We start from the raw sequence: 25,792 nt of genomic DNA, 5'->3' as shown, positions 1-25,792 counted from the left end.
TTCGACCTGGGCGTCGAGGGGCAGGTCCTCGAAGGCGGGGTCGTCGAAGGCCTCGTGCAGGGCGTCGACCAGTTCGTCTTCGAGCCGTTCGGCCTCGGGGCGTTCGTGTTCGGACCAGATCAGCGCGCTGACGGCTTCCTCGACCTCGGCCATGCGGCTGAGCACGCCGAAGTCGGGGGCGGGACGGTTGGCGAGGATCTCGCGGGTGCGTTCGGCGCGTTCCAGGTCGCCGACCTCGCGGCGCAGGCGGGCCTTCATGGCGAGCGTCTGGCGGTAGGAGCGGGCCAGGCCCTCCAGGGGCCGGGCGAGCGCCACGGCGCGCTCGTCCTCATCCTCGGCCAGGGCCTCGATGCGGTCGGCGTAGCGCATGGCGAGGCCCAGCAGGCGCTCGGACAGGCGGCTCAGGCCGTCGAGGTCGGCAGCGATGTCGGGGGACTGTTCCAAGGGGAACAAACATATAACATCAAGGCCGAGGTGTCAATATCTAGCTCCGCTCATCCCGGCGAAGGCCGGGATCCAGATGGAAGGGCTCAGACGTGGGTTCGAAGGCCGCCGGCGTTCGTCCCGGCCGCGCGGAAGCCCGCGATCTGGATCCCGGCCTTCGCCGGGATGAGCGGGGGCGCGGCCGATAGTCCCCCTCCCGCCGCCTGCGGCGGGGGAGGTAGGGCGGCGCGCGTCCCCGAAGGCGGGCGTTCACCATCGTCGGAAGGGCGGTGTTCATGGCCGCCGGGCGAGGCTGTGGGGATGAAGCGGATCGTCGCCTGCCTGTTGCTGGCGGGATGCATGCACGCCCCGTCGCCCCGGCCCGAGGCGATCGGGCCGCCGATGCGGGTCGGCGCCTGGCGGCTGACGTACGACGGCGGCACGCTGCCGTGGCTGTGCATCGTGCGGCCGAATACGGCGCATATCCTGCTGCCGCTGGAAGGGGGCCTCTGCAGCCCCGACCTCAAGTGGCGGCGCGAGGACAAGACCCATTGGCTGTTCGAGAGCCGCTGCGGTTCGGCGCGATGGGGCGCGACCGCGGTGGGGCGCGCGGTGGGCGACTTCCGCACCGGCTTCGCCGCCACCCTCCGCGTCCGCGCCGTCGGGGAAGCGGCCTCCGCCCAGCCGGGCGAGCGCATCGTCCACATCCAGGGCCGCTACGTGGCCTGGGAGCCCTGTCCGAACCTTTGAGGCGGCGCGGTTCCCCGCCGGGCCGCGGGACGGCCGGGGCTTAAGCCACCGGCAGCGTCACCTTCGCCGTGAGGCCCGTCTTCCCCGGGGTCAGGACCACGTCGCCGCCGTGGGCGCGGGCGGTGGCGCGGGCGATGGGGAGGCCCAGGCCGATCCCGCCGCCGTCGAGGTTGCGCGCGGCGTCGGCCCGGTAGAAGGGCTGGAAGACGCGTTCGAGGTCTTCCGGCGGCAGGCCGTCGCCGGCGTCGGCGATCTCCACCACGGCGTGGCCGTCGGCGCGGGTCAGCCGGATGCGGGCCTCGCCGCCGTACTTCACCGCATTGTCCACGAGGTTGGCGAACAGGCGCTGGAGCGCCACGGCGTCACCCTCGACGGTGACGGGCTCGGCCTCCTCGATCTCGACGTCGCCGCCCACCAGGGCCGCGTCGTCGGCGACGCATTCGACGAGGGAGAGCAGGTCGAGCTTCTCGCGGCGGTGCGGGGCGCCCTCGTCGCGGATGAAGGCGAGCACGCCCTGGATCATCTGCTCCATCTGGGCCACGTCGCCCAGGACCGAGCCGCGCAGCTCGCCGGGGGCGTTCTCCATCTTGAAGCGGATGCGCGCGAGCGGGGTGCGCAGGTCGTGACTGATGGCGCCGACCATGGCGGTGCGGTCGTCGACGTAGCGCTTGAGGCGGGCCTGCATGTCGTTGAAGGCCTCGGCGGCGACGCCGATCTCGGCGGGGCCCGAGAGCTCCACCGGCGGGCTGCGCGGATCGCGGCCCAGGCGCTCGGCGGCCTCGGAGAACCGCTTGAGCGGGGCGGTGATGCGCCGCGAGAACAGCAGGCCGGCGGGGGCGACGACGACGAAGCCGGCCGCCAGGATCAGGAAGGCGCGCCGCTGCCAGTCGGTGGGAAAGGGCTCGGGGCTGGAGCGCACGACCGTCCAGCCGCCGTCGGGCTGGCGTAGGGCGGCGGTGAACTCGCCGAACACCGGGGCCTCGCCGCGCATCATCCGGAAGCGGAATTCGGGCGGCGGGCCGTCGCCCGGCGCCGGCGGGCGTTCGGGGGGGCGTTCGGGCGGGCGCTCCCGGCGGCCCTCGCCACGGCCTTCGCGACGATGCTGGATGAAGTAGCGCCGGTCGCCGGGGCCGTGGAGGAGGCGCTCCAGCCAGGACGGCGGCTTGGGGACGAGGCGTACGTCGGCGATCGGGCGATCCAGGGCGGCGGCCAGGGCGGCGGCGTGCGGCGAGCCGGGGTCGACCGGCGCGATGTCCTTGGGCAGGGCGGCGACCGCGCTGCGCAGCATCGGGCGGCCGAAACGGGCGTCGAGCGACCCCCCGCCCAGCGCGGTGGCGATCTCGGAAACGCGATAGACGGGCGGCCGCGGCGGCGGGGTGAGCACCACGGCGACGAAGACGATCAGGTGCGTCGCCAGCAGGCAGGCGATCAGCAGGGCCACGAGCTGGAGCCCGATGGGCGGCCCCAGCCGGCCCGCCTTGCGGCTCATGCGCGGGTGACCGCCGCGTCGAACATGTAGCCGGCGCCGCGGATGGTCTTGATGATCTCGCCGTCCGAGCAGGCGTGCAGCTTGCGGCGCAGGCGGCTGATCTGGACGTCGACGGCGCGGTCGAAGACGTCGGCCTCCTCGCCGCGGGCGATGTCGAGGAGCTGGTCGCGCGACAGGATCCGCTGTGGATGGTCGAGGAAGGCCGAGAGCAGCGAGAACTCGCCCGAGGTGAGCAGGATGGTGGCGCCGTTGGGCGCGCGCACGTTGCGGCGCAGGACGTCGACGATGAAGCCCTGGAACTGGTAGCCCTTGCCCTTGCGGGGGGCGCCGCCGCGGGCCTCCTCCAGGCGGCGGAAGACGGCGCGGACCCGGGCGAGCAGCTCGCGCGGGCTGCAGGGCTTGGCGAGGTAGTCGTCGGCGCCGAGCTCCAGGCCCAGGACGCGGTCGATCTCCTCGCCCATGGCGCTGACCATGATGATGGCGGGGCCGCCCTCGGCGGTGAGGCGGCGGCAGATGGACAGGCCGTCCTCGCCGGGCAGCATGAGGTCGAGCACGACGAGGTCGATGGGGGCGGCGCTGAGCGCGCGGTCCATCTCCTTGGCGTCGGCCGCGGCGTGGACCTGGAAGCCGTGGTCGCCGAGGTAGGCGACGATCTGTTCGCGGAGCTGGGTGTCGTCGTCCACCACCAGGACGTGGCGGGCCGGGAGCACCGAAGGCGCAGGTATCATGGAGGGTCCTCTCGCGGGAGACTGTGGCGCCGTCATCGCGACTTCGCCACAATCGCCGCGTGGGGCTCAGCGTCCGGCGGACTCCTGCCCGGTTTCCGCTCGTCCCGGCGAATGCCGGGACCCAGATCGCGGACGGCAGACGTGGGCTGGAGAGGCTCGGCGTTTGTCGAACATGGCGCCCACGCCCTTCCATCTGGATCCCGGCCTTCGCCGGGATGAGCGGGCGTCAAGCGTCAATCCGGACCGTGGCCGGGCGGCGGGCCGTCGCCGTGGCGCATCATCATGATCCGCTTGTGGCCGCCGCCCATCATTCCGCCCATGTGGCCGCCCATGGGGCCGGGGCCCTGCAGGCGCATGAGCGCGTCGAACACCTTCTGCTGGTCGGGCGAGAGCGCGGCGTAGAAGGTGGCGAGCGCCTGGCGCATCTGGTCGTGGCGGGCCTTCGTCTCGGCCTCGCGCTTGGCCATGCGGTCGAGCCGCTGGGGCGTGGTGAGCGCCTCGGGGGCCTTGGGCCGGTCGTCGTCCTTGCGCTCCATCATCTGCGGGTGATGGGCGGCGACGAAGGCCTGCAGGGCGGCTTCCTGGTCGGGGCGCAGGCGCAGGACCGTCTTCAGGTCCTCGACGTGCTGCTTCATCATCGCCTCGTGCATCGCCTTCATCTCGGCGGACGGGGCGCCGTGCATGCGCGGCGGATGGCCGGGGGCGTCGCCGGGCGTCTGGGCGAGAGCGGCGGTCGACAGGGCAAAGGCCGGCGCGAGCGCCAGCAGCAACAGGCGGCGGGGCATTTTGGGAGTGTTCTCCGTTTTCCTCATGCCGCCAGAATGGCACGGATGACGCCATAGGGGATGGCGCGGCGCGCGACGCGGCGGACACAATCCTGCAACCGATGTGGCGAGCGGGCCGGGGGACGTCCGGGCTGGCGCCTTTCCTGCTCGGTGACGGTCCTGATCCGTCGCAGGAGCTTCCAGTGTCCCGATTTCAGTCATTCTCCGCAGCCCTGAAGACCGCCGCGCCGGCGATCGCCCTGGCCTGCGGCCTGGCCGCGGCCGCGCCCAGCCAGGCGGCCGATATCTTCCTGCAGTCGGACACGATGAACACCTCGCGCACCGCCCACATCTACGGGCCGGGCGGGTTCGACGAGCACACCTACATCGGCCCGATCCAGTTCACCGCCTTCGAGGGGACCTCGGCGACCGGGGACTCGTTCAGCATCCTGGCGTTCTGCGTGGACATCTTCCACAACATCGGCCTGGGCTCGCTGAACCTGAAGTATAACGACGACTACGACCTGACGACCAATTCGAAGTACACGACGAGCACGCCGTTCGCCGGCGCCACGGCGCTGAGCCAGGCCCAGATCACCCAGGTCGGGCGGCTGGTGAACTACGGCCAGCTGGTGTTCGACAACGCCCCGTCCAACACCGACACGATCAACCGCCTGGCCGGCCTGCAGGGCGCCATCTGGCAGGTGATCAACCCCGGCTATTCGGTGGTCTCGGGCAACAGCGGCGTGAACAGCTACATCGCCGACTACACCGGCGCGAACTACGCCAGCCACCTGGCCGACTACGGCGCGGTGTCGGACGCGATCACCTTCATCACCGAGACCAACAAGTACGGGACCAAGAGCGCCCACCAGAGTTTCGCCTACGCCGCGGCGGTGCCGGAGCCCGCGACCTGGGTGGCGATGATCGCCGGCTTCGGCCTGGCGGGCGCGGCCCTGCGCCGCTCGCGCCGCCAGCTCGCCGTCGTCCGGATCTAACGAAAAATAGAGATCCCGCCGGCCCCGCCGCCGGGCGCCTCGGCGAGGCCGCGGACCTCCAGCCGCGCGCGCCGCGCCCCGCAGACGCAGCGGAGCCGCGGCTCCAGCTCGTGCAGCATCTGGCGGCCCAGGCCCTGGGCCAGCCACAGGCGCGGGTCGATCGCCGCCTCGCGCCCGCAGGCGCACCGCGCCCAGAGGCTGGAGCGGGCCGCCGTCGCCCAACCGAGCCGCGCCGGGCCCGTCCCGAAATCGCGCGCCAGATATCTGTTTCCGTCCGCCATGGTCTCAGCTCCTGACGCGAACAAAAGCAGAACTCCCGGTTCGATGCGACTCCCTACCGGCTGTGTTTAGGGTGATTCATCCCGCCGTGGTTGTGCGTCCCGCGGCCTCGGCCCAGCGGTCGGCGAAGCCGTAGAGCGGCATGAAGGCCTGAAGGAACTCGCGCCCCAGCGGCGTGAGCGCGTAGCCCTCGCCCTTGCGCAGCTCGACGAGCTCGGCCGCGCGCAGCTCGGTCAGGCGCGCCTGCAGGACGGTCGGCGAGGCCTCGTCGCAGGCCGCGCGCAGGGCCCGCGAGGTGAGGGCCGCCTCGCGCAGCTCCCAGACGATGCGCAGCGTCCAGCGCCGCCCGATGAGATCGAGCAGGGCCATGATCGGCCGCCCGGTCCGCGATCCCCGCACGCTACGCTCGGCCATGGCTTGACTCTTGCTATCGAAATTGTAGCGATGAATGCTATCGAAACGATAGCAGGATGGATGACGCCATGCCAAGGATCGCGCCGCTCGAACCGCCCTACGAGGCCGAGGTCCAGGCGAGCTTCGACGCCATCATGCCGCCGGGGGCGGCCCCGCTGGTGCTGTTCCGCACCCTGGCCCGCGGCGCGCGCGCCTGGCGCAAGTTCCGCGGCGGCTCGCTGCTGGACCCGGGCCCGCTCGGCCTGCGCGAGCGGGAGCTGGTGATCAACCGCACCTGCGCGCTGGCGGGCTGCGAGTACGAATGGGGCGTCCACATCGCGATCTTCGCCAAGGCGGCGAAGCTCACGCCGGACGAGGTGGCGGCCACGGCGGGGGCAGGCTCGGCCGCGCCGCTCTGGACCGAGGCCGAGCGGGCGCTGCTTCGCGCCGTCGAGGCGCTGCACGCCCGGGCCGCGTTGTCGGAGGACGAGTTCGCCGACCTGCGGGCCCACTACGACGAGGAACAGGTCCTGGAGGTGCTGCTGCTCTGCGGCTTCTATCGGACGGTGGCCTATGTGGCGAACGGCCTGGACCTGCCGCCGGAGCCCGGCGCGGCGCGGTTCCCCGCGGCCTAGATCTTCTCGCTGATCTTGATGGCCGCGCGGCAGCCGGCGCCGATCACCGCGGCCAGCAGGCCGTAGCCCGGGGCCTCGCGCGCGCCTTCCTCGACGGCGAGGTCGCGGTGGGCGAGCTCCTCGTCGCGGAACCGGGCGAGTTCGGCGGCGAGGCCGGGGTCGCGTTCGGCCAGTTCGTCGATCTGGCCGGCGTAGTGGCCTTCGATGACGGTCTCGACCGCCTCGGTGCAGGCATGCGCCGCCTTCTCGCCCAGGAGGGCGGTGCCGGCGCCGAGCGCGAAGCCGGCGAGCCGCCAGACGGGGGCGAGCGCGGTGGGGCGCACGCGGCGCTCGGTCAGCAGCCGGTCGAAGCGGGCGAGGTGCTCGGCCTCCTGGGCCTGCATCTCCGCGAGCTGGCCGGCGATGCGCTCGCGGCCGGGGGCGTTGCCGAGCACGGCGCGCTGGCCGCGATAGATGTGGACGGCCCCCAGTTCGCCGGCGTGGTCGACGCGGAGAATCTCGGCCATCCGCGCGGCCAGGGCGCCGCGGCCGGGCCGGGGCGGGACGGGCGTATCGATCATCGCTTGCCGTGCTCCCGGATCGCCGCCAGCACGCTGAGGCCCGCGAGGCCCAGCGACACCAGGGCGTTGTAGCCGGCCATGGAGATTCCGGCCATCCGCCAGGCGGCCACCTCGCACGACGGCGGCTTGAACTTCTGGCCGCCCAGGAAGGCCTGCATGTCGGCCATGCTGACCGAGCTGGTCCCGGAGCACGACTGCGGACCGGGCCAGAACTTCCACTCGGCGCCAGCGTGGTAGACGGCGATCCCGCAGCCCACGAGGAACGTCAGGCCCAGCACCCAGCAGGTGGCGGCCCGCAGGCGCGGCCCGCCCGGCATGCGCACCAGCACCATGAAGACGACGCCCAGGCCGAGGGCGACCCAGTACACCTCGCGCTGGCGCAGGCAGAGCATGCAGGGGGCGTAGCCGCCGAAGGTCTCGAAGGCGTGCGCGGTCGCCAGCATGGCCGCCGAGACGAGGACGGCGCAGAGCCGCCAGCGGTCGAGGAAGGGACGAAGCAGGTTCATCGGGAGGCCGTTATGGACCGGAACCGCGATCTAGAGAAAGACCTTGATGGCGACGAAGCCGCCCACGAGCAGCGCGAGCAGGAGCACCGAGTAGAGGCCCATCCGGCGCTCGAACTCCTCCAGCATGGCCGGGCCGAAGTACTTCAGGATTCCCGCGACCGCGAAGAAGCGGATTCCCCGCGTCACGGCCGACAGCCACACGAACATGAACAGGTCGAAGTGCGCGAAGCCGGCGGTGATGGTCACCAGCTTGTAGGGGATCGGCGTCATGCCCTTGAACAGGATGACCCAGGCGCCCCACTGGTCGAACCAGTGCTGGAACTCGGCCTTGCCCTCGGGATGGCCGAACAGGCTGAGGATGAACTGCCCGACGGGCTCGAGGAACATGCCGATCGCGTAGCCCAGCAGGCCGCCCACGACCGACGCCACCGTGCAGATGCCGGCGTAGACGAAGGCGCGGTCGCGATTGGCCAGGACCATCGGCCCGAGCATCACGTCGGGCGGCACGGGGAAGAACGAGCTCTCGGCGAAGGACACGGCGGCGAGCGCCGCCGGCGCGTGGCGCGAGCGCGCCAGGTTCATCACCCAGTCGTAGAGCTTCCGAAGCATGCGCGATCCAAGTGGGGATTCGAGCGTTCCGCCTAGCAGGCCACGTCCCGGAAGTCTGCGCCCTTCCGCCAGATCGTTGCAAATGATACTAAATGCGTCGCGAAGGAGACCCGCCCATGACCGTCCAGACGACCGCACACGATCCCTCGACGCAGACCCGCGACCTGTTCGACAACCCGCTGGGCACCGACGGCTTCGAGTTCGTGGAGTTCACCTCGCCCGAGCCCGAGCTGCTGAAGGACCTGTTCGAGAAGATGGGCTTCACGGCGACGGCGAAGCACCGCTCGAAGAACGTGCTGCGGTTCCGCCAGGGCGACATCAACTTCATCCTCAACATGGAGCCGGCCGGCCAGGCGGCGAACTTCCGCGAGGCGCACGGCCCGTCGGCCAACGCCATGGCGTTCCGCGTGCGCGACGCGGCCAAGGCGTTCCAGATGGCGGTGGAGCGCGGCGCCAAGCCGGTGGCCGGGCCGGTGGGACCGATGGAGCTGAACATCCCCGCGATCGAGGGGATCGGCGGCTCGAACCTCTATCTGGTCGACCGCTACGGGGCGCAGGAGATCTATGACGTCGACTTCGTGCCGATCCCCGGGGCCGAGGCGGCGATGGCGAAGAATTCGGTGGGGCTGACCTACCTCGACCACCTGACCCACAACGTCCACCGCGGCCAGATGGCGAAGTGGGCCGAGTTCTACGAGCGCATCTTCAATTTCCGCGAGATCCGCTATTTCGACATCGAGGGCCAGCAGACGGCGCTGGTGTCGAAGGCCATGACCAGCCCGTGCGGCAAGATCCGCATCCCGCTGAACGAGAGCCAGGACGAGCACTCGCAGATCGAGGAATTCCTCAAGGACTACAAAGGCGAGGGCATCCAGCACATCGCCCTGGGCGCCGACGACATCTATGAGTCCGTGGAGACGATGCGCGACAAGGGCGTGAAGTTCCAGGACACCATCGACACCTATTTCGACGGCATCGACGCGCGCCTGCCGGGCCACGGCGAGAACGTGAACCGGCTGCGGGCCGACCGCATCCTGATCGACGGCGCGCCGACCGAGGGCCAGGGGCTGCTGCTGCAGATCTTCACCGAGAACATGATCGGCCCCATCTTCTTCGAGCTGATCCAGCGCAAGGGCAACGAGGGGTTCGGCGAAGGCAACTTCAAGGCCCTGTTCGAGTCGATCGAGCTGGACCAGATCCGCCGGGGCGTGCTGCCGGCGAAGGGGTGAGTTTCATGGCGGCGTGTCACGCCCCCTCCACCACGCTGCGCGCGGTCCCCCTCCCCCGTGAACGGGGGAGGAGCGCTCCTCCCCTGCGACGCGGGGGAGGTGGCCCGAAGGGCCGGAGGGGGCGCTCGTGAGCGGTTCCCGCTGGGCCCTGGTGGCGCACGGCGGCGCCGGCGTGATCGAGCGCGAGCGGCTGAAGCCCGAGCAGGAGGCGGCCTACCGGGCGGCGATGGCCACGGTGGCCGAGGCCGGCGCGGCGGTGCTGCGCGCGGGCGGCTCGGCGATGGACGCGGCGGAGGCGGCGATCCACCTGCTGGAGGATGACCCGCTGTTCAACGCCGGGCGCGGGGCGACCTTCACCGCCGAAGGCCGCGTGGAGCTGGACGCCTCGATCATGGACGGCCGCACGCTGGCGGCCGGCGCGGTGGCGGGGCTGACGGCCACGCGGCATCCGATCTCGGCGGCGCGCGCGGTGATCGAGGGCTCGGACCACGTGATGCTGATGGGCGAGGGGGCAGACGCCTTCGCGCGGCGCCAGGGCCTGGAACAGGTGGAGCCCGGCTGGTTCTTCACCGAGCGCCGCTGGCGCGGGCTGGAGAAGGCGCTGACGGGGGCGGGGCTGCCGATCCCGCCGCGCCCGGCCGGGGCCGGGGTGGACGACGACCGCCTCTCGCTGGTCCACGACGAGGGCAAGCACGGAACGGTCGGCGTCGTGGCGCTGGACGCGAACGGGGATGTCGCCGCCGGCACGTCCACGGGCGGGACGACCGCCAAGCGCTGGGGCCGGGTGGGGGATTCCCCGATCATCGGCGCCGGGACCTATGCCACCAACCGGGCCGGAGCCGTCTCGTGCACCGGCGCGGGCGAGTATTTCATCCGGCTGTGGGTGGCGCGGGAGATCTGCGCGCTGGTCGAGCATGCCGGACTCTCGCTGCAGGCGGCCGCCGACAAGGTGGTGCAGGGCCAGCTCACCGCCCTGGGCGGCGACGGCGGGGTGATCGCGGTCGCCCCCGACGGCCAGATGGCCTGGAGCTTCAACACCGCGGGCATGTACCGCGCACGCATCGCCGAGGGCGAACCGCTCGTCGTCGGCGTCTTTGGAGACGAGGCCTGAGATGGCGAAGGGCGACTGGATTCCCGTTCGGGCCGCGCAGGGGGCGCATTCGCGCCAAGCCCACGCCGACCTGCCGGAAGGCGCCTACGAGCGCGAGATGTCGAAGGAGGGCTTCTTCGGGCCCGCCGCCTTCCTCTACCACAAGCGCCCGCCGACGGGCTGGACCAGCTTCGAAGGCCCGCTGCGGCCGCGGGCCTTCGACCTGGCGCGGCTGAACGCGGCCGAGCCGTCGCCCTGGGCCGCGGGCGCGGTGCTGCGCAACGGGGCGACCGACATCCGTTTCTGGAAGCTGGCGGAGGCGATGCCGGCCCTGGCGCGCAACGCCGACGGCGACCAGCTGCTGTTCGTCCACCAGGGCGAGGGCGACCTCTACTGCGACTTCGGCCGGATCGGCTACCGGGCCGGCGACTACCTCTATCTGCCGCGCGGGACCATGTGGCGGCTGGCGCCGTCGCAGCCGACCGCGATCCTGATGATCGAGGCGGTCAACACCCACTACAAGCTGCCCGACCGCGGGATCCTGGGGCCGCACGCCCAGTTCGACCCGGCCATGCTGGACACCCCGGTGATGGACGAGGCCTTCCGCGCCCACCAGGACGAGGCGGGCGAGTTCCGCGTGGAGATCAAGAAGCGCGGCCAGGTCTCGACCGTGACCTATCCCTACAATCCGCTGGACGCGGTGGGCTGGCACGGGGAGCTGGCGCCGGTGCGGCTGAACGTGGCCGACATCCGCCCGGTGGTCAGCCACCGCTATCACCTGCCGCCATCGGTGCATTCGACGTTCGTGAGCGACCGGTTCGTGGTCTGCACCTTCACGCCCAGGCCCTTCGAGACCGATCCGGGGGCGCTGAAGATCCCGTTCTTCCACAACAACGACGACTATGACGAGGTGCTGTTCTACCACGCCGGCGACTTCTTCAGCCGCGACCACATCGAGGCGGGCATGATGACCTTCCACCCCTCGGGGTTCACGCACGGGCCGCACCCGAAGGCGCTGAAGAACATGCTGAGCCAGCCGAAGCCGGCGACGGACGAATACGCCGTGATGATCGACACCCGCGACCCGCTGGACGTGGGCGAGGCGGCCGCCTCGGTGGAGAACCCGGCCTATGTGGACAGCTGGAAGGGCGCATGAGCGAAGACGTTTCGTCCCCCGAGGCCGTCGACCTCGCCGAGAAGTTCGCGGCCTTCTCCGAGACCTGGCGGCCGAAGATCGCCGCCCAGCTCAACGGCCAGGACGTGCGCCTCGTGAAGACCAAGGGCGTGTTCCCCTGGCACAGCCACGCCGACGCCGAGGAGATGTTCCTGGTGTTCAAGGGCCGCTTCCAGGTGGAGTTCCGCGATCGGACGGTGACGCTCGGGCCCGGACAGATGGTGGTGGTCCCGCGCGGGGTGGAGCATCGCACCGCCTCGGACGAGATCGCCGAGGTGCTGATCTTCGAGCCGTCCGAGGTGGTCAACACCGGGGATGCGGCGGTTTCCGACTTCACCGCCCCGCAGGGCGTGCGGATCTGACATGGCGGACCTGGACGAAGATCTGGCCGCGGCGGCCGACGACGAGCTGGACCGGGCGCTGTCGCTGGGCTGGGCCGAGCTGCGCAAAATAACACCCTGGGGCGACACCTTCGACGGTTTCACCCCAAGCGGGCGCGACGTCAGCTTCGAGCGGGCCTATCTATGGGAAGACGGGGCGGATGGAGACATCCGCGTCGAGGTGACGGTCTACGAGCCGAAGGCCTATGAGCGTGGCGTAAGGCGCACGCGGCGCATGCCGCGCGGCCCGGGGGGAAAGACATGAAACTGGCGTCTCTGAAGGGCGGCCGCGACGGGCGGCTTGTGGTCGTGTCGAACGACCTGGCCTGGTACTCGCCCGCCGACCGTATCGCGCTCAGCCTGCAGGCGGCGCTGGACGACTGGGGCCGCTGCGAGCCCGAGCTGCGCGGCCTGGCCGAGAGCCTGGAGCACGGCTCGGTGCCCAAGGCGCGGTTCCACGAGCACGACGCGGCGAGCCCGCTGCCGCGCGCCTACCAGTGGGCCGACGGCTCGGCCTATGTGAACCACGTGGCCCTGGTGCGCCAGGCGCGCGCGGCCGACATGCCCGACAGCTTCTGGACCGACCCCCTGATGTACCAGGGCGGATCGGACGGGTTCCTGGGCCCGCGCGACCCGATCCCGCTGGCCGATCCGGCCTGGGGCTGCGACCTGGAGGGCGAGATCGCGGTGGTGACCGGCGACGTGCCGCTGGGCGCGAGCCGCGAGACGGCGCTGGCGGCGATCCGGCTGGTGATGCTCTGCAACGACGTCAGCCTGCGCAACCTGATCCCCGGCGAGCTGGCGAAGGGCTTCGGCTTCTTCCAGTCGAAACCGGCCTCGGCGTTCTCGCCCGTGGCGGTGACGCCCGACGCCTTGCCCGGCTGGAAGGACGGCAAGCTGCACGGCAAGCTGGAGGTGTCGCTGAACGACACGCCGCTGGGCGAGGCCGACGCCGGGGTCGACATGACCTTCGACTTCGGGACGCTGGTGGCCCATGCGGCGAAGACCCGGGCGCTCTCGGCCGGCACGATCGTGGGCTCGGGCACGGTGTCGAACCGCGGGCCGGACGGCGGGCCGGGCAAGCCGATCGCCGACGGCGGCGTGGGCTATTCGTGCCTGGCCGAGGTGCGGACCATCGAGACGATCCAGCACGGCGCGCCGAAGACCCCGTTCCTGAAGGCCGGCGACCGGGTGCGGATCGAGATGGTCGACGCCCGCCGCCACACGATCTTCGGCGCCATCGAGCAGGAGGTGGCCGCGCCATGAGCGTGGAGGCGCGCCAGGAGGAGGCCGGGCTTCGGCTCGACGCCTATCTGCCCTACCGGCTGTCGGTGGCGTCGAACGCCGTCTCGAGCCTGATCGCGCGCGCCTACGAGGACCGGTTCGGGCTCTCGATTCCGCAGTGGCGGCTGATCTGCGTGCTGGCCGAGGACGGGCCGATGACCCAGGTGCAGGTCGTCGCGCGCACGGTGATGGACAAGGTGACGGTGAGCCGCGCGGCCCAGGCGCTGACCAAGCGGCGGCTGGTGGCCCGGCGGCGCAACACCGCCGACGGCCGTTCCCAGGTGCTGGCGCTGACGGCCGAGGGACGCGGGCTGCACGGCGAGATCGCGCCGCTGGCGCTGGCCTACGAGGCCGCGCTGATCTCGGGCCTGGCGCCCGAGGAGGTGACCCTGCTCAAGCGCCTGCTCGTGCGGCTGCAGTCGGCCGCGGGCCAGCTGGCGGGCGCGACGCCGCGGCCGTAGCGCGCGCGTCACACTTGAGCTTGAGTTGAAGGCCCTGCGATAGCTACTACTGCTTGTTGAGTAGCGGGGGTGGCGCCGAGCGCCGGATGTCGAGCGAGCGTGAACTGCGGGCCCGCATCGCGGAGCTGGAGAGGCTGAACGCCGACCTCTCGGCGGCCCTGGAGGAGAAGGCGCAGGCGCAGCAGGAGACGCTGCTGCGCGAGGCGCACTTCCGGGCCGATTTCGAATCCGCCGGCGTCGGCAAGGTGCATTCGGACCCGACGACGGGCGTCATCATCCGCGCCAACCGCGCCTACGCCGCCATGCTGGGCTACGAGCCCGAGGACCTGGTGGGCCGCAACGGCTGGGAGTTCACCCACCCCGACGACCGGCCCGAGGCCGAGGCGCGCTACGGCCGGCTGTTCCAGGGGGAAATCCAGGCGTACGCGCGCGAGAAGCGCTACCTGCGGCGGGACGGAAGCTGGTTCTGGGGGCGCGTGTCGGCGGCGGTGGTGCGCACGCCCGAAGGCGAGACGCCCTTCCTGGCGATCGCCGTGGTCGAGGACGTCGACGAGCGCCACCGGGCGCTGGCGGCGGTGGAGGCGGCCAAGCAGGAGCTGGAGCGGGTCGTCGAGGAGCGGACGGCGGCGCTGGCGCAGCGCGACCTGCTGCTGCGCGAGGTCTATCACCGGGTGAAGAACAACCTGCAGCTCGTCGACAGCCTGATCCTGCTGCAGGCGCGCCGGCTGGGCGACCCGGGCGCGCGGGCCGCGTTGCAGACGCTGCGTGGGCGGGTCTATGCGATCGGCCTCGTCCACCACCAGCTGATGGGCTCCAACGACCTGGAGACCTTCGACATCGCCCCGTTCCTGCGGGACCTCTCGCGCCACCTGATCGACAGCGCCGGGGACAACGCCGCGCGGCTGTCGATCGACGCCCCGCCCCGGCGTGTCGGCCTGGACTTCGCCGTGCCGCTGGGGCTGCTGGTCACCGAGCTGGTGACCAATTCGATGAAGTACGCCTTTCCCGAGGGCGGCGGCGCCATCGCGGTCGAACTGAAGGACGGCGACGAGGGCGAGGTCGTGCTGGTGGTGGCCGACGACGGGGTGGGCTACGATCCGGCCGCCCTGGACGCCGACCGACCGACCCTGGGCGCCAGCATCGTCGCCGGCCTGGTGCGGCAGCTCAACGGCGTGCTGGACATTTCAACGGAGAACGGCGTGCGAACCGTCGTTCGCCTGCCCGCGCCGAGGTTGCCATGATCCGCGAGCCGCGCGCCTGCGTCGCCGTCGTGGACGACGAGTTCCTGATCGCCGAGGCGCTCTCGGCTCAGGTCGAGAACCTGGGCCTGAACGTCTGCGGGACGGCCGCGACCGCCGAGGACGCCATCGCCCTGGTCGAGAAGCACCGGCCCGAGGTGGTGCTGATGGACGTGCGGCTGGACGGCGACAAGGACGGCGTCGACGCCGCCATCGCCATCCACGAGCGGGTGGGGTCGAAGGTGATCTTCGTGACCGGCTCGCGCGAGCCGGCGACCATGCGGCGGATCAACCTGGACCATCCGGCCGGCGTGCTGTTCAAGCCGGTCAACGAGCGCGAACTCGGCCGGGCGATCGACGCGGCGCTCGGGTCGAGCCCGGGCGTTTGACCTGGAGCCTTCCTGTCCCGTTCAAATGGAGCCCATCCGAACGGGAAAGGCCCTAGGCCGCCATCGCCGGCGGGCGCACGCTCCAGCGGTGGGAGCCCTCGCCGAACGGCAGGTGGAAGCCGTAGGCGGCGCGCTTGCGCTCGTCGCGCCAGGTCTGCTCGAAGGAGTGGATGAGCTCGGCCTCGAGCTCCTCCGGAATCTGCCTGACATCGTGGCCAAGACTCTTGGCCACCTGTGCGATCACCATCGCTCGGTGCGCTTCGCCGCCGAGCGACAGCAGGGCCTCACGGACGCGCTTGCACAGGGTCTGCTTGACCCGCATGGGGGGCTTCCTGGCGACAGGCGCGTCGTGGGCGATTTCCAGCTCGTTCTGCATGGTGAAAACGAGCCTGCGCCCCAGTCGTTTATCGGGTCGTTAAAGCGCACGGAAAAGGAGCGGTTAAAACAACTGAGGGTGGAACGCCCTCAGCCGCCGCCCAGCGCGACCGCCGTGTGATAGACGATGAACGAGGCGAGGTAGGCCAGCCCGGTCATGTAGAGGAACATGACGATCGGCCAGCGCCAGGAGTTGGTCTCGCGCTTCACCACGCCCAGGGTCGAGGCGCACTGCGGGGCGAAGACGTACCAGGCCAGGAACGACAGGCCGGTGGCCAGGCTCCAGTGCTGGGCCAGCTGGGTGGCCAGCGCGCCCACGTTGGAATCGGCGTCGCCGATCGCATAGACGGTGCCCAGCGCGGCCACAGCCACCTCGCGCGCGGCGAAGCCGGGGATCAGGGCCACGGTCATCTGCCAGTTGAAGCCGATGGGCGCCAGCAGCGGGCCGAGCAGGTGGCCGAGGCGGCCGGCCAGGCTGTAGTCGATCGCCGGCTGGGTCGCGCCCGGCGGCGGGGCCGGGAAGGTGGAGAGGAACCACACCACGATCATCAGCGGGAAGATGATCCGGCCGGCGCGGTTCACGAAGATCTGGGCGCGGAGCCAGAGGTTGCGCGCCACGTTGGCGGGCGAGGGCAGCTTGTAGGTCGGCAGCTCCATCAGGAACGGCTCCACCGCCCCGCGCCAGAAGACCCGGCGGGTCACGAACGACACGGCGAGCGCCGACAGGATGCCGGCGGCGTAGAGGCCGAACATCACCAGCCCCTGGAGGCTGAGCAGGCCCCAGACCCGGGTGTCGGGGATGAAGGCGCCGATGATCAGGGTGTAGACCGGGATGCGCGCCGAGCATGTCATCAAGGGCGCCACCAGGATGGTGGTGAGCCGGTCGCGCTTGTTGTCGATCACCCGCGTCGACATGATCCCGGGGATCGCGCAGGCGAAGCTGGAGAGCAGGGGGATGAAGGCGCGCCCGTGCAGGCCGGCGCCGCCCATGATCCGGTCCATCAGGAACGCGGCCCGGGCCATGTAGCCGAAGTCCTCCAGCATGATGATGAAGAAGAACAGCACCAGGATCTGGGGCAGGAACACCAGCACCGAGCCCACGCCCGCGATCACCCCGTCGGCGATGAAGCTCTTCAGCAGGCCGTCGGGCAGGCCGGCGCTCACCGCCGCGCCCAGCCACTGGAAGGACGCATCGATCGCGTCCTGCGCCGGCGCAGCCCAGGTGAAGACCGCCTGGAACATCAGGAACAGCAGGCCCAGCAGGATGGCCAGGCCCGCCACCGGGTGCAGCAGCACCGCGTCGACGCGGCCGGTGACGGTGTCGGGCCGCTCGGGCGGGCGCACATAGGCCTTCAGGATGCGCTGGGCCTCGCGGTGGGCGTCGCGGATCTCGCCGGCGGAGGGCTCGCGCCAGCGGTTGTCGCCGGCCAGGGCGCCGGAGGCGATCACCTGCTCGACCTTGGCGGTCAGCTCGTCGATCCCGCGCTTGCGGGTGGCCACGGTGGTGACGATCGGGCAGCCCAGCTCGCGGGCCAGGCCTTCGAGGTCGATCCGCAGGCCCTGGCGCTGGGCGATGTCGTACATGTTGAGCGCCAGCACCATCGGCCGGCCGACGGCCTTCAGCTCCAGGATCAGGCGCAGGACGAGGCGCAGGTTGGTGGCGTCGGCCACGGCCACCACCACGTCGGGCTCGGCCTCGCCGGCCAGCCGGCCCAGCACCGCGTCGCGGGTGACCGCCTCGTCGGGGCTGCGCGCGCGCAGGGAGTAGGTGCCCGGCAGGTCGAGGATCGACAGGCTGCGCCCGGCGGGCGTGGTGATGAAGCCTTCCTTCCGCTCGACGGTCACGCCGGCGTAGTTGGCCACCTTCTGGCGGCTGCCGGTGAGCGCGTTGAAGAGCGCGGTCTTGCCGGTATTGGGATTGCCGACCAGCGCCACGCGGGCGGGCCGGATGGCGACTTCACTCATTTGGGCTCCAGGCGCACCCACACGTCGTCGGCGTCGCGCCGACGCAGCGCCACGCGCATGTCGTCGAGCCGCACGGCGATCGGGTCGCGGCGGATGGCGCCCTCGTGCAGCACCTCGACGTGGGCGCCCTCGACGAAGCCGAACTCCAGCAGCCGGCGGTGCAGCTCCTCGGCGTGGACGCCGTGGTCGCCCGGATGGCTGGCGGCAGCCACCTCGACGATGACCCCGCGGTCGCCCGGCCGCGCCCGGCTCAGCCGTACGCGCGCGCCGTCGGCTTCGACGGGCGCCTCGGCGGCGGAAGCCTGGATCGGATCGGCCAGCATGTCGTGCATCGCGGGTCCTGCGCGGCTCTTGCGAGTGATTATCAATTACGCGGGCTGCGGCGCAAACTCAAGCATTGCCGTCGATTCCGCGCATCGACTCATTGACGCAGAGCAAATGCGGCGGCGCGTTGACGCCGTCGCGGCGGACCCTATGTTGCGCCGCGCCCACGACCGGGAGACCGGGCCCCAGTGGCGAAATGGTAGACGCGGCAGACTCAAAAGCGCATTTCGGGCCATCAGGTCGTAAACTTACGTAGTCATCTCAGTGACTTAACGTAGTGCGCCGAGTTTACACATGCCTTACACATTAGTCCCGTTGATCCGGGAAGTGAGGCAGGGCCATGGAAAGCCACACCCTCATGGACGGAAAAGTCCATGTGTACCGCCGCGAAAACAGCAGCTTCTGGCAGTGTGCGGTGTTTCTTAGCGGTCGGAATCACCGCCAGACGACGCGCCAGAAGAGCCTCACCCTCGCGATGGACTTTGCCCGAGAGTGGTACATGGAGCGGTACGCTGACGATCGCCTACGTCGGCGAGGCCTTCCCTTGCCGACCGACGACGAACGCGCCGCCGCTGGAGAGCCGCTCTTCCTGCGGCCAAGGCCTAAGGCAAAGCCGACGGGACCGACCTTCCGAGAGGCGGCCGACGTGTTCGTGGCCGAGTACGGCGTCATCACCCACGGCGAGCGGAACGCCGAATATGTCGAGGGGAAGTCGCGGCATCTGCGGCTGTATCTGCTCCCATTCTTTGGTGACCGTCCCCTCAGCGAGATCACCGCGGGCTTGATTCAGGAGTATCGGGTCCACCGACTGAATCCGTCGGAGCCCGTGGCCGACAAGCGTGGCCGGGGCCGAAACAAGGCGGCGCCGAAGCGCCCAGCTCGCAGCACGTTGCACCAGGAACTCGTGACGCTTCGCCAGGTGCTGAAGACGGCGAACCGCAAGGGCTGGATCGCTGCGCTACCGGACATGTCGGCGCCGTACAAGGCATCTGGCAAGATCTCGCACCGGGCCTGGTTCTCCCCCGAGGAGTACAAGCGCCTCTACGAGGCGACGCGGGAACGCGCCCGCAATCCGAAGAACGAGCGCTGGCGCGGCGAGTGCGAGCAGTTCCACGACTACGTGCTCTTCATGGTCAACACGGGGCTGCGGCCCGACGAGGCGTCCCGGCTCGAGTATCGGGACGTCAATGTGGTCATCGACGAGGAGACCAGCCAGCGGATTTTGGAGATCGAAGTCCGGGGGAAGCGCGGCGTCGGCTACTGCAAGAGCATGCCCGGCGCCGTACAGCCACTGCTGCGCCTCCGGAAGCGTCACGACCCGAAGCCCACGGATTTGATCTTCGGGAAAGTGCAACGCGAGCTGCTGAACGCGATCTTGGACGAACTTGGGCTGAAGACGGATCGGGAAGGCAATGCTCGCACCGCGTACAGCCTGCGACACACCTACATCTGCCTACGGCTCATGGAGGGGGCGGACATCTATCAGATCGCGAAGAACTGCCGCACCAGCGTCGAGATGATTGAGAAGTTCTACGCGTCGCACATCAAGAACACGCTTGATGCCGGCGCCATCAACGTGCGCAAGCCCCCTAAGCCGCGGAAGGCACCTTCCGCGCAGAGGCGCGGGCGAACGCCCGAGCGCCTTCCTGGCGAACGCCCACCATCGCCCTGAGCCCCAGGCTCCATTCGAACTCACCTCGGGAGCAACGAGCTCCACCAAGCGCCGAGCTTCTAGAGCGATCTGGGCCGGTCGGCCGTCGAGTCCACGGCGCCGATGACCCGTTGAGCCTTGAACTAGCGCCACTATTTACCATATCGCGATTGTCGAACGCCGGTATCGACTGCCATGACGCAACTTCTGTGTTGTGTCGATGACTTTCTCCTCACACAACGCCAGTGTTGTCTCATGGCCATCACGTTCGATTCCGAAACTGGCTATCTGCCCGAGGGCGTCCATCCCTGCACGTGGGTGGATTTCCTCGCGGCATTCGCTTGGAACTCGCGTCGAACCTTCTTGGCCGGTGGCCTCTACCGCGCGCTGCTCAACCTGAAGATGGCCGGCTGCCGCGCGGCGATCGTGGACGGCAGCTACGTCACCGCGAAGGAACAGCCGGGCGATTTCGATGTGGCCTTCGATCCCAATGGGATGAACGGCGCGCTCGTCGACCCGGTGCTGCTGCGGCACACCGACGGTCGCAAGGCCATGAAAGCCAAGTATCTCGGGGAGGTTTTTCCCTGGGGCCACGTCGCCTGCGAGGCGACGGGAATGATCTATGCGGACTTCTTCCAGAAGGACCGTGATGGCCACGCCAAAGGCGTGGTCCTGTTGGATGTGAGGGCGTTGCCGTGATCGTGACCGACCGCCAGTTGGCCAATGCCAAGGCGCAGGCCGAGCGCTTCCGCGCGTCTCTGGCCGCTTTGGAAGCGGGTAGCCTCAACGCTACCGACCTCGATCCGCGCCTGAAGGCCGCCCAGATCGATTCGGTGCGCGCCGATCTGACGCTTCTGGAGACTGAGATCACCGACTTCGAGCGCCTGCGCGACGGCGCGGTTCGGAGCTTCGACACCGACTCCCTGGCCGACTTGCCGAAGGTTCTGATCCAAGCGCGGATCGCTGCGGGCCTGACCCAGCGCCAGCTCGCCGATCGGCTGAGCCTAAAGGAGCAGCAGATCCAGCGCTACGAAGCCACGCTCTACGACGGCGCGAGCTTCAGCCGCATGGTCGATGTCGCCGATGCCATCGGCTTGGTCGTCAACAAGCGGCTGGAACTGATCGAACCGAGCGACCCCCAGGCGGTGGTGAAACGTCTGTCGGCCATCGGCCTGGACGAAGGTTTCCTGAGGCGCCGGATCACGCGTGACCTCGACCTGGATCACGACCGCGAGTCGCTAGGCGTGATGGCCAATCGGGTAGGGGCGATCTTCGACTGGTCGCCGCGCGACATCCTCGGCTCAGGCGCTCTGGATCCGTCTCAGCTCGGCGGCACCACGGCCCGCTTTAAGATGCCCAAGGGCCGCGATGCCCGGTCCGCCAACATCTATGCGGCCTATGCCTATCACTTGGCGACGCTGTGCGCGAAGGCCATGGTCGACCGGCCGCGGTCGACGATCCCGACCGAGTGGCGCGTGTTCCGGCACGCCCTCGTCCATAACTATGGCGGCGTGGATTTCCGGGCGTGCTTGGACATGGCTTGGGATCTCGGGGTCGTGGTTCTGCCACTCAACGATCCGGGCGCGTTCCACGGCGCCTGCTGGCGGATCAACCACGTCAACGTCGTTGTGCTCAAACAGGCGCATCGCTACCCGGCGCGCTGGCTGTTCGACCTGATCCACGAGCTGCGGCACGCTGCCGATAATCCCGACGCCGCCGAGTTCGAGGTGGTCGAAGGTGAAGAGACTTCCGACGAGCGCCGGACCTCCCATGACGAGCAGCTCTGCAGTTGGTTTGCTGGACAGGTCACCCTCGACGGGCAAGCTGAAGCCCTGGTCGAAGCTGCCATCGCGCACGCGGACGGCGACATGCGACGCTTGAAGACGTCGGTGACGGCCGTCGCCGATCGGTTCGGCGCCGATGTCTCGGCATTGGCCAACTACGCGGCCCATCGGCTGTCGCTCCAGAAGGTGAACTGGTGGGGCGTCGCGGCCAACATGCAGGACACGTCCTACGACCCGCTGGTCTTCGCGCGGGACACCTTCTTCCAGCGCTTCGCCTTCGAGAGCCTTGGCGAACGCGAGCTGGACCTCCTCACCCTGGCTCTCCACGACGAGGCCGCCGATGGCTGAAGATCCGGAATTCAATCAGCAGGCGTTCGCGCCGCTGAACGTCAAGTGCAAGGACAGCGACTGCGCGACGGGCCGCCATGCCTTTAGCCCGGACAAGAGAAAAAGGGACTGGGCTAAGACCTACGAAGGCCAGTGCCGCGAGTGTGGCGTGAACCTGGTCGACTGGGATCGCGTGAAGCAACGCGATCTGCGCGATGTGGAAGGCGTGTTCGCAGAACTGCAGCACGAACTGATCCGCCACGTATTCTTCCACGCGCCTTTCGACGAGAAGTCGCGCAAGCAGGCGGCGAAGCTGGGGCGGCAAGCGCTGCGCCAGCGGGTGCGGCCTTACCTGGAGAAGAAGATCGGCAAGGCGAATATCGCCTGGGACGGCCGGCAGACGCCGAAGGGGGAAAGCGCCATCCATTTCGGCCAGCATGCGACCGCGACCTGTTGCCGGAAGTGCCTCGAGTATTGGCACGACATCCCGCAGGGGCGCGAGCTGACCTCGGCCGAGCTCGACTACTGCGCGGGTCTGGTGCTGGCCTACCTCGATCAGCGCATGGTGGATCTGATGGCGCCGGCGCCCGGCGCAGGGACCTCGCCGGATCTCGTCACGAAGATGACCTCGCCCCCCGCGCCGCACTCGCCGGGGGCGGCCCCCTGATGGCCAAGCCGATCGACACCGGGGCCTTTACGGCGCAGATGCGCGCCAAGATCGTGCGCCCGGCGTCCGGCGAGATCTTGATCAGCCGGCTGGCCGGCTCAGATCAACAAGCCGACCTCACCGTGCCGCCGAACTGTGACGGCCTGGGACGCGTGCGGCACTTCCGCCGCGCGACGGCCGCTGGCTGGCCTCAGAACCCACTGCCCATCGACCCTGCCGCGCGGGCGCTTGGTGGGGTACCCGGCGATATGGTCCGCGCCCAGGTATTCCAGAATGCCGCCTGCGGCTGGCGCTGCTGGTACTGTTTCGTCCCCTTCGCGATGCTCAACGGCAACGCCGCCAACGGCGTCTGGCGCACCGCCGAGCAATTGGTGTCGCTCTACGCGACCGAAGCCGATCGTCCTGATGTGATCGACCTGTCCGGCGGATCGCCCGACCTCACGCCGGAGTGGATCGTCTGGATGATGGATGCGCTGGAGGAGGCGGGCCTGGCGGAGACGACATACCTGTGGTCCGACGACAACCTCAGCACGGACTACGTCTTCACCAAGCTCTCCGACGCCCAGCGCGAGCGTCTTGCCGCGTACCGGAACTATGGCCGCGTCTGTTGCTTCAAGGGTTTCGACGCCGCCTCGTTCGCCTTCAACACCACCGCCCAAGCTGACGGCTACGACGCGCAGTTCGAGCGGTTTGGCCAATATCTTGAGCTTGGCTTGGACCTTTACGGCTATGTGACCCTGACAGGTCCGGGTGTTGCGGCAGCGGCCAACGGCGTTCCGGCTCTGCTCGATCGCCTGCAAAGGTTGGACCCGAATCTGCCGCTGCGAGTGATCCCCCTCGAAATCGGAAACTTCTCGCCGACGCGGGAGCGTGACGCCCGCGGTGGGCATGCCCGCTTCGAGGCCGCGGCTCCGGTGCAGGATGCCGCCATCGCGATCTGGATGGATGAGCTGGACCGGCGGTATCCGGCCGATCTGCGCACTCGGGCGATAGTGGACGTGCCGCTCGGTGTGCAGCCATGAGCGCGGCGCCTGGCCTAAGCACGCCCTGGACGGCGTCGTTTCCGGCGCTGGTGGCGGCGGCCAAGGGGCGCCACCCGATCGAGTTGCTGGCCGACCTCCAAGGTGAGCAGAGTCTGAGCGCGCAGCGGCTCGCTGGCGAGGCAGGCGCCGTTCCGCTCTTCACGCCTCCCTTGCCGCAAGGCGAGGGCTTGGCTTTGCCCCATCCGCTCGACGCCGAGTGGCGGTTCTGCGCCGAGACGGCGCGCGGCTTGGTGCGCCGAGCGGTCGCGGTGACCCGGCCCGGCGACAAGGTCCTCTTGCTAGGGGTGCCGACCGTGATCCTAGCGGCCGCCGAGAGCGCCGCGGACCGCCGGTTCTGCGTGGCCTACGAGGACAACATCATCGGCGTGGGACTCGCGGCGCGGCTTGGCGAAGACCCGCGCTTCCAGGATCCGGTCGCGGCGGACTGCGCTGCCGCGATCGTCGACCCGCCTTGGTATCCGCCTGTATTTGCGGGCCTGCTCGGAATGGCCGCAACGGGCTGCAGCCAGGACGCTGCGATTTTTGTCGGCACGCCGCCTTTGGGTGTGAGGCCAACGTCGGAGACGGAGCGCGCAGAACTCCTCGCGACAGCAGACCAACTTGGCCTCAGCTTGGTCGATCAAGCGTCGGAGTCCTTGACCTACCGCACGCCCGCCTTCGAAGCGGCCGCCATGCAAGCGGCCGGTGTCCACCTGTGGCTGCCGACATGGCGTCGTGGCGATCTTCTGGTGTTCCGCCGCGGGGAAATCCGTGTCGGGCCGCCACTGCCGACGGCGCCGCCGGCCTTCGAGCTGACGCTGCACGGCGTTCGCCTGCGACTGCTGGCCCAGCCGGCGCCGGCCCCCGATGGTATCGTGCCCCTCGTCAACGGCGAGGTGTTCCCTAGCGTCAGCACTCGCGTCTCAGGTCGCGCGCAGGCCAATCTCTGGACCAGCGGCAACCGCGCCTTCAGCTGCCCCCCGGCCGCAACACTTACCGCCCTTCAGCTCCTCGCGGCCGAACACGACCTGTGGCCAAAAGGACTCGACCCGGCGCGAACCGAGACTCGGGATTCGACGCCGATTGACCCGATTCACCTCGTTGCCGAACTTGCGCGAATCGCTGCGCGCGACCTCGCGCATTCGGCGACGCTGGTTGGAGGGTCGTCTTGGGACCGGACTGCGAACGACGCGCGATTCTTGAACGGCTCCGCGACCATGTTCCGGCGAACTCTGGCTGGGGCCGCCGGCTGAGCGACCTGCTCGCTGAGGAAGAGATCAGCGTCGGCGTCCATTTAGCGATCTTCGTCGAACCCTTTCTCTCGGCGGTCCTCGACGGCCGTAAGACCGTGGAGTCGCGCTTCGGCGTCCATCGTCGTCCGCCCTACCGCTGTGTCGATCCGAACGACATTATCCTCATCAAGCGGAGTGGCGGCCCGATCGTCGGCGTCGCCCAGGCGGGTGCTGCGACTTTCCACCAGCTCTCGCCGCGCGTGCTGTCCGACATCCGCGAACAGTTCGCCGGCCAGCTCTTCGCCTTGGACGACGCGTTCTGGGAGAGCCGCGCGGAAAAGCAGTATGCGACCCTGATCGAGCTCAACGATCCAGTGGAAGTCACGCCGCTGCCTTTCCCCAAGCGTGACCGGCAAGGCTGGGTAATTATCGACCGTCGCCCAGAGCGCGAGCCGCAGTTGGCGTTTCAATGATCATTGCACTTGCCGGCGCCATCGGCAGCGGCAAGAGCACCCTGGCCAATGCGCTGGCCGCAGCCCGCGCGGCTCGATGCGCCAGCTTTGGCAACTACGTCCGGCACCTGGTTGGCGAGCGCGGCCTCGACGTGAACGATCGTACGGTCCTGCAGGACGTCGGCCACGAGCGTGTCGAGGCTGACGCCCGCGCCTTCCTGGACGACACATTGGAGTGGGCCGGCCATCAGCCGACAGATGAACTCGTGCTCGACGGCGTGAGGCATTTGAAGATCCTGGCCGCGCTGCAGGTCCGCGCCGCCGAGCTGAACGATCCGACGGTGCTGGTCTACCTGGGCACCCCGGTCGACGTCCGCCATGCGCGCGTAGCCTCCCGTGGCAAAACGCTCGAACAGATCCTCGAAGACGAGCGCCACCCGGCGGAGCAGGACCTTTATCAAGGCCTGCGAAACGCCGCCGATCTCAGGCTTGACGGTGGCCGGCCGGTGCTGGAGCTGCGTGACGAACTCTTGGGCTTCCTGTCGACGCGGTGATTCAGCGTCTGTTGGGCGGCCACGTTTGTGATAGAACAAGACAGGAACATAGGGCTGAGT

At 69.6% G+C, this 25,792-nt stretch carries 32 protein-coding genes; 20 read left to right on the top strand and 12 right to left on the bottom strand.

Annotated elements, in window-relative coordinates; genetic code table 11:
- A partial coding sequence (locus GC203_RS12985) for a hypothetical protein (protein ID WP_293455027.1) occupies window positions 1-444 on the bottom strand: 444 nt, incomplete at its 3' end.
- Between the two features lie 300 nt (window positions 445-744).
- Between GC203_RS12985 and GC203_RS12980 the strand changes: the two genes are divergently transcribed.
- Window positions 745-1,173 carry a hypothetical protein gene (locus tag GC203_RS12980; RefSeq protein ID WP_293455025.1) on the top strand — a complete coding sequence of 143 codons (429 nt, stop codon included), beginning with the start codon at window positions 745-747 and terminating at the stop codon, window positions 1,171-1,173.
- 40 nt (window positions 1,174-1,213) lie between these two features.
- Here GC203_RS12980 and GC203_RS12975 read toward each other — a convergent pair whose 3' ends face one another.
- The 3 genes from GC203_RS12975 to GC203_RS12965 all read right to left on the bottom strand — a co-directional run bounded on the left by GC203_RS12975 (window position 1,214) and on the right by GC203_RS12965 (window position 4,175).
- On the bottom strand, window positions 1,214-2,662 hold the full coding sequence (locus GC203_RS12975; RefSeq protein WP_293455022.1) for an ATP-binding protein: 1,449 nt from the start codon (window positions 2,660-2,662) through the stop codon (window positions 1,214-1,216).
- Window positions 2,659-3,390: a response regulator gene (locus GC203_RS12970; RefSeq protein WP_293455019.1), complete on the bottom strand. Its 732-nt coding sequence runs from the start codon at window positions 3,388-3,390 to the stop codon at window positions 2,659-2,661. The genes GC203_RS12975 and GC203_RS12970 overlap by 4 nt, the downstream gene beginning before the upstream one ends.
- 233 nt (window positions 3,391-3,623) lie before the next feature.
- Complete coding sequence (locus GC203_RS12965; RefSeq protein ID WP_293455016.1) at window positions 3,624-4,175, bottom strand: Spy/CpxP family protein refolding chaperone; 552 nt, start codon at window positions 4,173-4,175, stop codon at window positions 3,624-3,626.
- 182 nt (window positions 4,176-4,357) lie between these two features.
- Here GC203_RS12965 and GC203_RS12960 point away from each other — a divergent pair, with 182 nt between their 5' ends.
- Window positions 4,358-5,152 (top strand): PEPxxWA-CTERM sorting domain-containing protein, encoded by a 795-nt coding sequence (locus tag GC203_RS12960; protein WP_293455013.1) that lies wholly within the window; start codon window positions 4,358-4,360, stop codon window positions 5,150-5,152.
- Here GC203_RS12960 and GC203_RS12955 read toward each other — a convergent pair.
- Complete coding sequence (locus GC203_RS12955) at window positions 5,149-5,433, bottom strand: hypothetical protein (RefSeq protein ID WP_293455010.1); 285 nt, start codon at window positions 5,431-5,433, stop codon at window positions 5,149-5,151. The two genes, GC203_RS12960 and GC203_RS12955, sit on opposite strands and share 4 nt — an antisense overlap.
- Window positions 5,434-5,509: 76 nt before the next feature.
- Entirely contained in the window at window positions 5,510-5,845 is a 336-nt protein-coding gene (locus tag GC203_RS12950) for a helix-turn-helix domain-containing protein (RefSeq protein WP_293455009.1), read from the bottom strand.
- A 56-nt stretch (window positions 5,846-5,901) separates the two neighbouring features.
- On the opposite strand from GC203_RS12950, the gene GC203_RS12945 reads away from it, so the two are divergent.
- Complete coding sequence (locus GC203_RS12945) at window positions 5,902-6,459, top strand: carboxymuconolactone decarboxylase family protein (protein WP_293455007.1); 558 nt, start codon at window positions 5,902-5,904, stop codon at window positions 6,457-6,459.
- On the opposite strand, the gene GC203_RS12940 is transcribed toward GC203_RS12945, so the two are convergent.
- Genes GC203_RS12940 through GC203_RS12930 form a run of 3 tightly spaced genes read right to left on the bottom strand, consistent with a single transcriptional unit; the run spans window position 6,456 to window position 8,134 of the window.
- Window positions 6,456-7,016 carry a demethoxyubiquinone hydroxylase family protein gene (locus tag GC203_RS12940; RefSeq protein WP_293455031.1) on the bottom strand — a complete coding sequence of 187 codons (561 nt, stop codon included), beginning with the start codon at window positions 7,014-7,016 and terminating at the stop codon, window positions 6,456-6,458. The genes GC203_RS12945 and GC203_RS12940 overlap by 4 nt on opposite strands.
- Window positions 7,016-7,525 (bottom strand): disulfide bond formation protein B, encoded by a 510-nt coding sequence (locus GC203_RS12935; protein WP_293455005.1) that lies wholly within the window; start codon window positions 7,523-7,525, stop codon window positions 7,016-7,018. The genes GC203_RS12940 and GC203_RS12935 overlap by 1 nt, the downstream gene beginning before the upstream one ends.
- Window positions 7,526-7,555: 30 nt before the next feature.
- Window positions 7,556-8,134, bottom strand: a complete 579-nt coding sequence (locus tag GC203_RS12930; protein WP_293455003.1) for a YqaA family protein — start codon at window positions 8,132-8,134, stop codon at window positions 7,556-7,558.
- A gap of 116 nt (window positions 8,135-8,250) precedes the next feature.
- Here GC203_RS12930 and hppD point away from each other — a divergent pair, with 116 nt between their 5' ends.
- The 9 genes from hppD (at window position 8,251) to GC203_RS12885 (ending at window position 15,379) form a co-directional block, all read left to right on the top strand.
- A complete protein-coding gene (gene hppD, locus GC203_RS12925; protein WP_293455001.1) occupies window positions 8,251-9,363 on the top strand; it encodes a 4-hydroxyphenylpyruvate dioxygenase in 1,113 nt (370 codons plus the stop codon).
- Window positions 9,364-9,490: 127 nt separating this feature from the next.
- Window positions 9,491-10,474: an isoaspartyl peptidase/L-asparaginase gene (locus tag GC203_RS12920; protein ID WP_293455000.1), complete on the top strand. Its 984-nt coding sequence runs from the start codon at window positions 9,491-9,493 to the stop codon at window positions 10,472-10,474.
- A 1-nt stretch (window position 10,475) separates the two neighbouring features.
- Complete coding sequence (locus tag GC203_RS12915; RefSeq protein ID WP_293454999.1) at window positions 10,476-11,609, top strand: homogentisate 1,2-dioxygenase; 1,134 nt, start codon at window positions 10,476-10,478, stop codon at window positions 11,607-11,609.
- Entirely contained in the window at window positions 11,606-11,989 is a 384-nt protein-coding gene (locus GC203_RS12910) for a cupin domain-containing protein (protein WP_293454998.1), read from the top strand. Before GC203_RS12915 ends, GC203_RS12910 begins: the two co-directional genes overlap by 4 nt.
- A gap of 1 nt (window position 11,990) precedes the next feature.
- Window positions 11,991-12,272 carry a hypothetical protein gene (locus GC203_RS12905; protein WP_293454996.1) on the top strand — a complete coding sequence of 94 codons (282 nt, stop codon included), beginning with the start codon at window positions 11,991-11,993 and terminating at the stop codon, window positions 12,270-12,272.
- Entirely contained in the window at window positions 12,269-13,273 is a 1,005-nt protein-coding gene (locus GC203_RS12900; RefSeq protein WP_293454993.1) for a fumarylacetoacetate hydrolase family protein, read from the top strand. The genes GC203_RS12905 and GC203_RS12900 overlap by 4 nt, the downstream gene beginning before the upstream one ends.
- The gene (locus tag GC203_RS12895) at window positions 13,270-13,752 is read left to right on the top strand and encodes a MarR family winged helix-turn-helix transcriptional regulator (RefSeq protein ID WP_293454991.1); all 483 of its coding nucleotides are present in this window, start codon (window positions 13,270-13,272) and stop codon (window positions 13,750-13,752) included. Before GC203_RS12900 ends, GC203_RS12895 begins: the two co-directional genes overlap by 4 nt.
- Before the next feature lie 56 nt (window positions 13,753-13,808).
- Entirely contained in the window at window positions 13,809-14,993 is a 1,185-nt protein-coding gene (locus tag GC203_RS12890) for a PAS domain S-box protein (RefSeq protein ID WP_293454989.1), read from the top strand.
- The gene (locus GC203_RS12885) at window positions 14,990-15,379 is read left to right on the top strand and encodes a response regulator (RefSeq protein WP_293454986.1); all 390 of its coding nucleotides are present in this window, start codon (window positions 14,990-14,992) and stop codon (window positions 15,377-15,379) included. The genes GC203_RS12890 and GC203_RS12885 overlap by 4 nt, the downstream gene beginning before the upstream one ends.
- Before the next feature lie 52 nt (window positions 15,380-15,431).
- On the opposite strand, the gene GC203_RS12880 is transcribed toward GC203_RS12885, so the two are convergent.
- The 3 genes from GC203_RS12880 to GC203_RS12870 form a co-directional block, all read right to left on the bottom strand.
- On the bottom strand, window positions 15,432-15,755 hold the full coding sequence (locus tag GC203_RS12880; protein WP_293454984.1) for a hypothetical protein: 324 nt from the start codon (window positions 15,753-15,755) through the stop codon (window positions 15,432-15,434).
- 89 nt (window positions 15,756-15,844) lie between these two features.
- Window positions 15,845-17,719 (bottom strand): ferrous iron transporter B, encoded by a 1,875-nt coding sequence (locus tag GC203_RS12875; protein WP_293454981.1) that lies wholly within the window; start codon window positions 17,717-17,719, stop codon window positions 15,845-15,847.
- A complete protein-coding gene (locus GC203_RS12870; RefSeq protein ID WP_293454978.1) occupies window positions 17,716-18,051 on the bottom strand; it encodes a FeoA family protein in 336 nt (111 codons plus the stop codon). The genes GC203_RS12875 and GC203_RS12870 overlap by 4 nt, the downstream gene beginning before the upstream one ends.
- A gap of 332 nt (window positions 18,052-18,383) precedes the next feature.
- On the opposite strand from GC203_RS12870, the gene GC203_RS12865 reads away from it, so the two are divergent.
- The 8 genes from GC203_RS12865 (at window position 18,384) to GC203_RS12830 (ending at window position 25,732) form a co-directional block, all read left to right on the top strand.
- Window positions 18,384-19,715 (top strand): site-specific integrase, encoded by a 1,332-nt coding sequence (locus tag GC203_RS12865; RefSeq protein ID WP_293454976.1) that lies wholly within the window; start codon window positions 18,384-18,386, stop codon window positions 19,713-19,715.
- Window positions 19,716-19,949: 234 nt separating this feature from the next.
- Window positions 19,950-20,393, top strand: coding sequence for a hypothetical protein (locus GC203_RS12860; RefSeq protein ID WP_293454974.1), 444 nt, complete (start codon window positions 19,950-19,952; stop codon window positions 20,391-20,393).
- The gene (locus tag GC203_RS12855) at window positions 20,390-21,826 is read left to right on the top strand and encodes a helix-turn-helix transcriptional regulator (protein ID WP_293454973.1); all 1,437 of its coding nucleotides are present in this window, start codon (window positions 20,390-20,392) and stop codon (window positions 21,824-21,826) included. The genes GC203_RS12860 and GC203_RS12855 overlap by 4 nt, the downstream gene beginning before the upstream one ends.
- The gene (locus GC203_RS12850) at window positions 21,819-22,472 is read left to right on the top strand and encodes a DUF4186 family protein (RefSeq protein WP_293454971.1); all 654 of its coding nucleotides are present in this window, start codon (window positions 21,819-21,821) and stop codon (window positions 22,470-22,472) included. Before GC203_RS12855 ends, GC203_RS12850 begins: the two co-directional genes overlap by 8 nt.
- Window positions 22,472-23,494 carry a hypothetical protein gene (locus GC203_RS12845; protein ID WP_293454969.1) on the top strand — a complete coding sequence of 341 codons (1,023 nt, stop codon included), beginning with the start codon at window positions 22,472-22,474 and terminating at the stop codon, window positions 23,492-23,494. The genes GC203_RS12850 and GC203_RS12845 overlap by 1 nt, the downstream gene beginning before the upstream one ends.
- Window positions 23,491-24,747, top strand: a complete 1,257-nt coding sequence (locus GC203_RS12840) for a hypothetical protein (RefSeq protein ID WP_293454966.1) — start codon at window positions 23,491-23,493, stop codon at window positions 24,745-24,747. The genes GC203_RS12845 and GC203_RS12840 overlap by 4 nt, the downstream gene beginning before the upstream one ends.
- The gene (locus GC203_RS12835) at window positions 24,663-25,199 is read left to right on the top strand and encodes an ASCH domain-containing protein (RefSeq protein WP_293454964.1); all 537 of its coding nucleotides are present in this window, start codon (window positions 24,663-24,665) and stop codon (window positions 25,197-25,199) included. The genes GC203_RS12840 and GC203_RS12835 overlap by 85 nt, the downstream gene beginning before the upstream one ends.
- Entirely contained in the window at window positions 25,196-25,732 is a 537-nt protein-coding gene (locus GC203_RS12830) for an AAA family ATPase (protein ID WP_293454963.1), read from the top strand. The genes GC203_RS12835 and GC203_RS12830 overlap by 4 nt, the downstream gene beginning before the upstream one ends.
- The last annotated feature ends 60 nt before the right edge of the window (window positions 25,733-25,792 follow it).

Source organism: Phenylobacterium sp., from assembly GCF_016124325.1.
In the GTDB taxonomy this organism is placed as follows: domain Bacteria; phylum Pseudomonadota; class Alphaproteobacteria; order Caulobacterales; family Caulobacteraceae; genus Phenylobacterium.
The sequence above is the reverse complement of the archived record's forward strand: the minus strand, read 5'-3'. Positions and strand labels throughout refer to the sequence as shown.

Excerpts from the sequence above, each read along its gene's own strand:
- GC203_RS12980 (WP_293455025.1), top strand. The coding sequence starts at position 745 with ATGAAGCGGATCGTCGCCTGCCTGTTGCTGGCGGGATGCATGCACGCC.
- GC203_RS12975 (WP_293455022.1), bottom strand. The coding sequence starts at position 2,662 with ATGAGCCGCAAGGCGGGCCGGCTGGGGCCGCCCATCGGGCTCCAGCTC.
- GC203_RS12970 (WP_293455019.1), bottom strand. The coding sequence starts at position 3,390 with ATGATACCTGCGCCTTCGGTGCTCCCGGCCCGCCACGTCCTGGTGGTG.
- GC203_RS12965 (WP_293455016.1), bottom strand. The coding sequence starts at position 4,175 with ATGCCCCGCCGCCTGTTGCTGCTGGCGCTCGCGCCGGCCTTTGCCCTG.
- GC203_RS12955 (WP_293455010.1), bottom strand. The coding sequence starts at position 5,433 with ATGGCGGACGGAAACAGATATCTGGCGCGCGATTTCGGGACGGGCCCG.
- GC203_RS12950 (WP_293455009.1), bottom strand. The coding sequence starts at position 5,845 with ATGGCCGAGCGTAGCGTGCGGGGATCGCGGACCGGGCGGCCGATCATG.
- GC203_RS12945 (WP_293455007.1), top strand. The coding sequence starts at position 5,902 with ATGGATGACGCCATGCCAAGGATCGCGCCGCTCGAACCGCCCTACGAG.
- GC203_RS12935 (WP_293455005.1), bottom strand. The coding sequence starts at position 7,525 with ATGAACCTGCTTCGTCCCTTCCTCGACCGCTGGCGGCTCTGCGCCGTC.
- GC203_RS12930 (WP_293455003.1), bottom strand. The coding sequence starts at position 8,134 with ATGCTTCGGAAGCTCTACGACTGGGTGATGAACCTGGCGCGCTCGCGC.
- hppD (WP_293455001.1), top strand. The coding sequence starts at position 8,251 with ATGACCGTCCAGACGACCGCACACGATCCCTCGACGCAGACCCGCGAC.
- GC203_RS12915 (WP_293454999.1), top strand. The coding sequence starts at position 10,476 with ATGGCGAAGGGCGACTGGATTCCCGTTCGGGCCGCGCAGGGGGCGCAT.
- GC203_RS12910 (WP_293454998.1), top strand. The coding sequence starts at position 11,606 with ATGAGCGAAGACGTTTCGTCCCCCGAGGCCGTCGACCTCGCCGAGAAG.
- GC203_RS12905 (WP_293454996.1), top strand. The coding sequence starts at position 11,991 with ATGGCGGACCTGGACGAAGATCTGGCCGCGGCGGCCGACGACGAGCTG.
- GC203_RS12900 (WP_293454993.1), top strand. The coding sequence starts at position 12,269 with ATGAAACTGGCGTCTCTGAAGGGCGGCCGCGACGGGCGGCTTGTGGTC.
- GC203_RS12895 (WP_293454991.1), top strand. The coding sequence starts at position 13,270 with ATGAGCGTGGAGGCGCGCCAGGAGGAGGCCGGGCTTCGGCTCGACGCC.
- GC203_RS12885 (WP_293454986.1), top strand. The coding sequence starts at position 14,990 with ATGATCCGCGAGCCGCGCGCCTGCGTCGCCGTCGTGGACGACGAGTTC.
- GC203_RS12880 (WP_293454984.1), bottom strand. The coding sequence starts at position 15,755 with ATGCAGAACGAGCTGGAAATCGCCCACGACGCGCCTGTCGCCAGGAAG.
- GC203_RS12875 (WP_293454981.1), bottom strand. The coding sequence starts at position 17,719 with ATGAGTGAAGTCGCCATCCGGCCCGCCCGCGTGGCGCTGGTCGGCAAT.
- GC203_RS12870 (WP_293454978.1), bottom strand. The coding sequence starts at position 18,051 with ATGCACGACATGCTGGCCGATCCGATCCAGGCTTCCGCCGCCGAGGCG.
- GC203_RS12865 (WP_293454976.1), top strand. The coding sequence starts at position 18,384 with ATGGAAAGCCACACCCTCATGGACGGAAAAGTCCATGTGTACCGCCGC.
- GC203_RS12860 (WP_293454974.1), top strand. The coding sequence starts at position 19,950 with ATGGCCATCACGTTCGATTCCGAAACTGGCTATCTGCCCGAGGGCGTC.
- GC203_RS12850 (WP_293454971.1), top strand. The coding sequence starts at position 21,819 with ATGGCTGAAGATCCGGAATTCAATCAGCAGGCGTTCGCGCCGCTGAAC.
- GC203_RS12845 (WP_293454969.1), top strand. The coding sequence starts at position 22,472 with ATGGCCAAGCCGATCGACACCGGGGCCTTTACGGCGCAGATGCGCGCC.
- GC203_RS12840 (WP_293454966.1), top strand. The coding sequence starts at position 23,491 with ATGAGCGCGGCGCCTGGCCTAAGCACGCCCTGGACGGCGTCGTTTCCG.
- GC203_RS12830 (WP_293454963.1), top strand. The coding sequence starts at position 25,196 with ATGATCATTGCACTTGCCGGCGCCATCGGCAGCGGCAAGAGCACCCTG.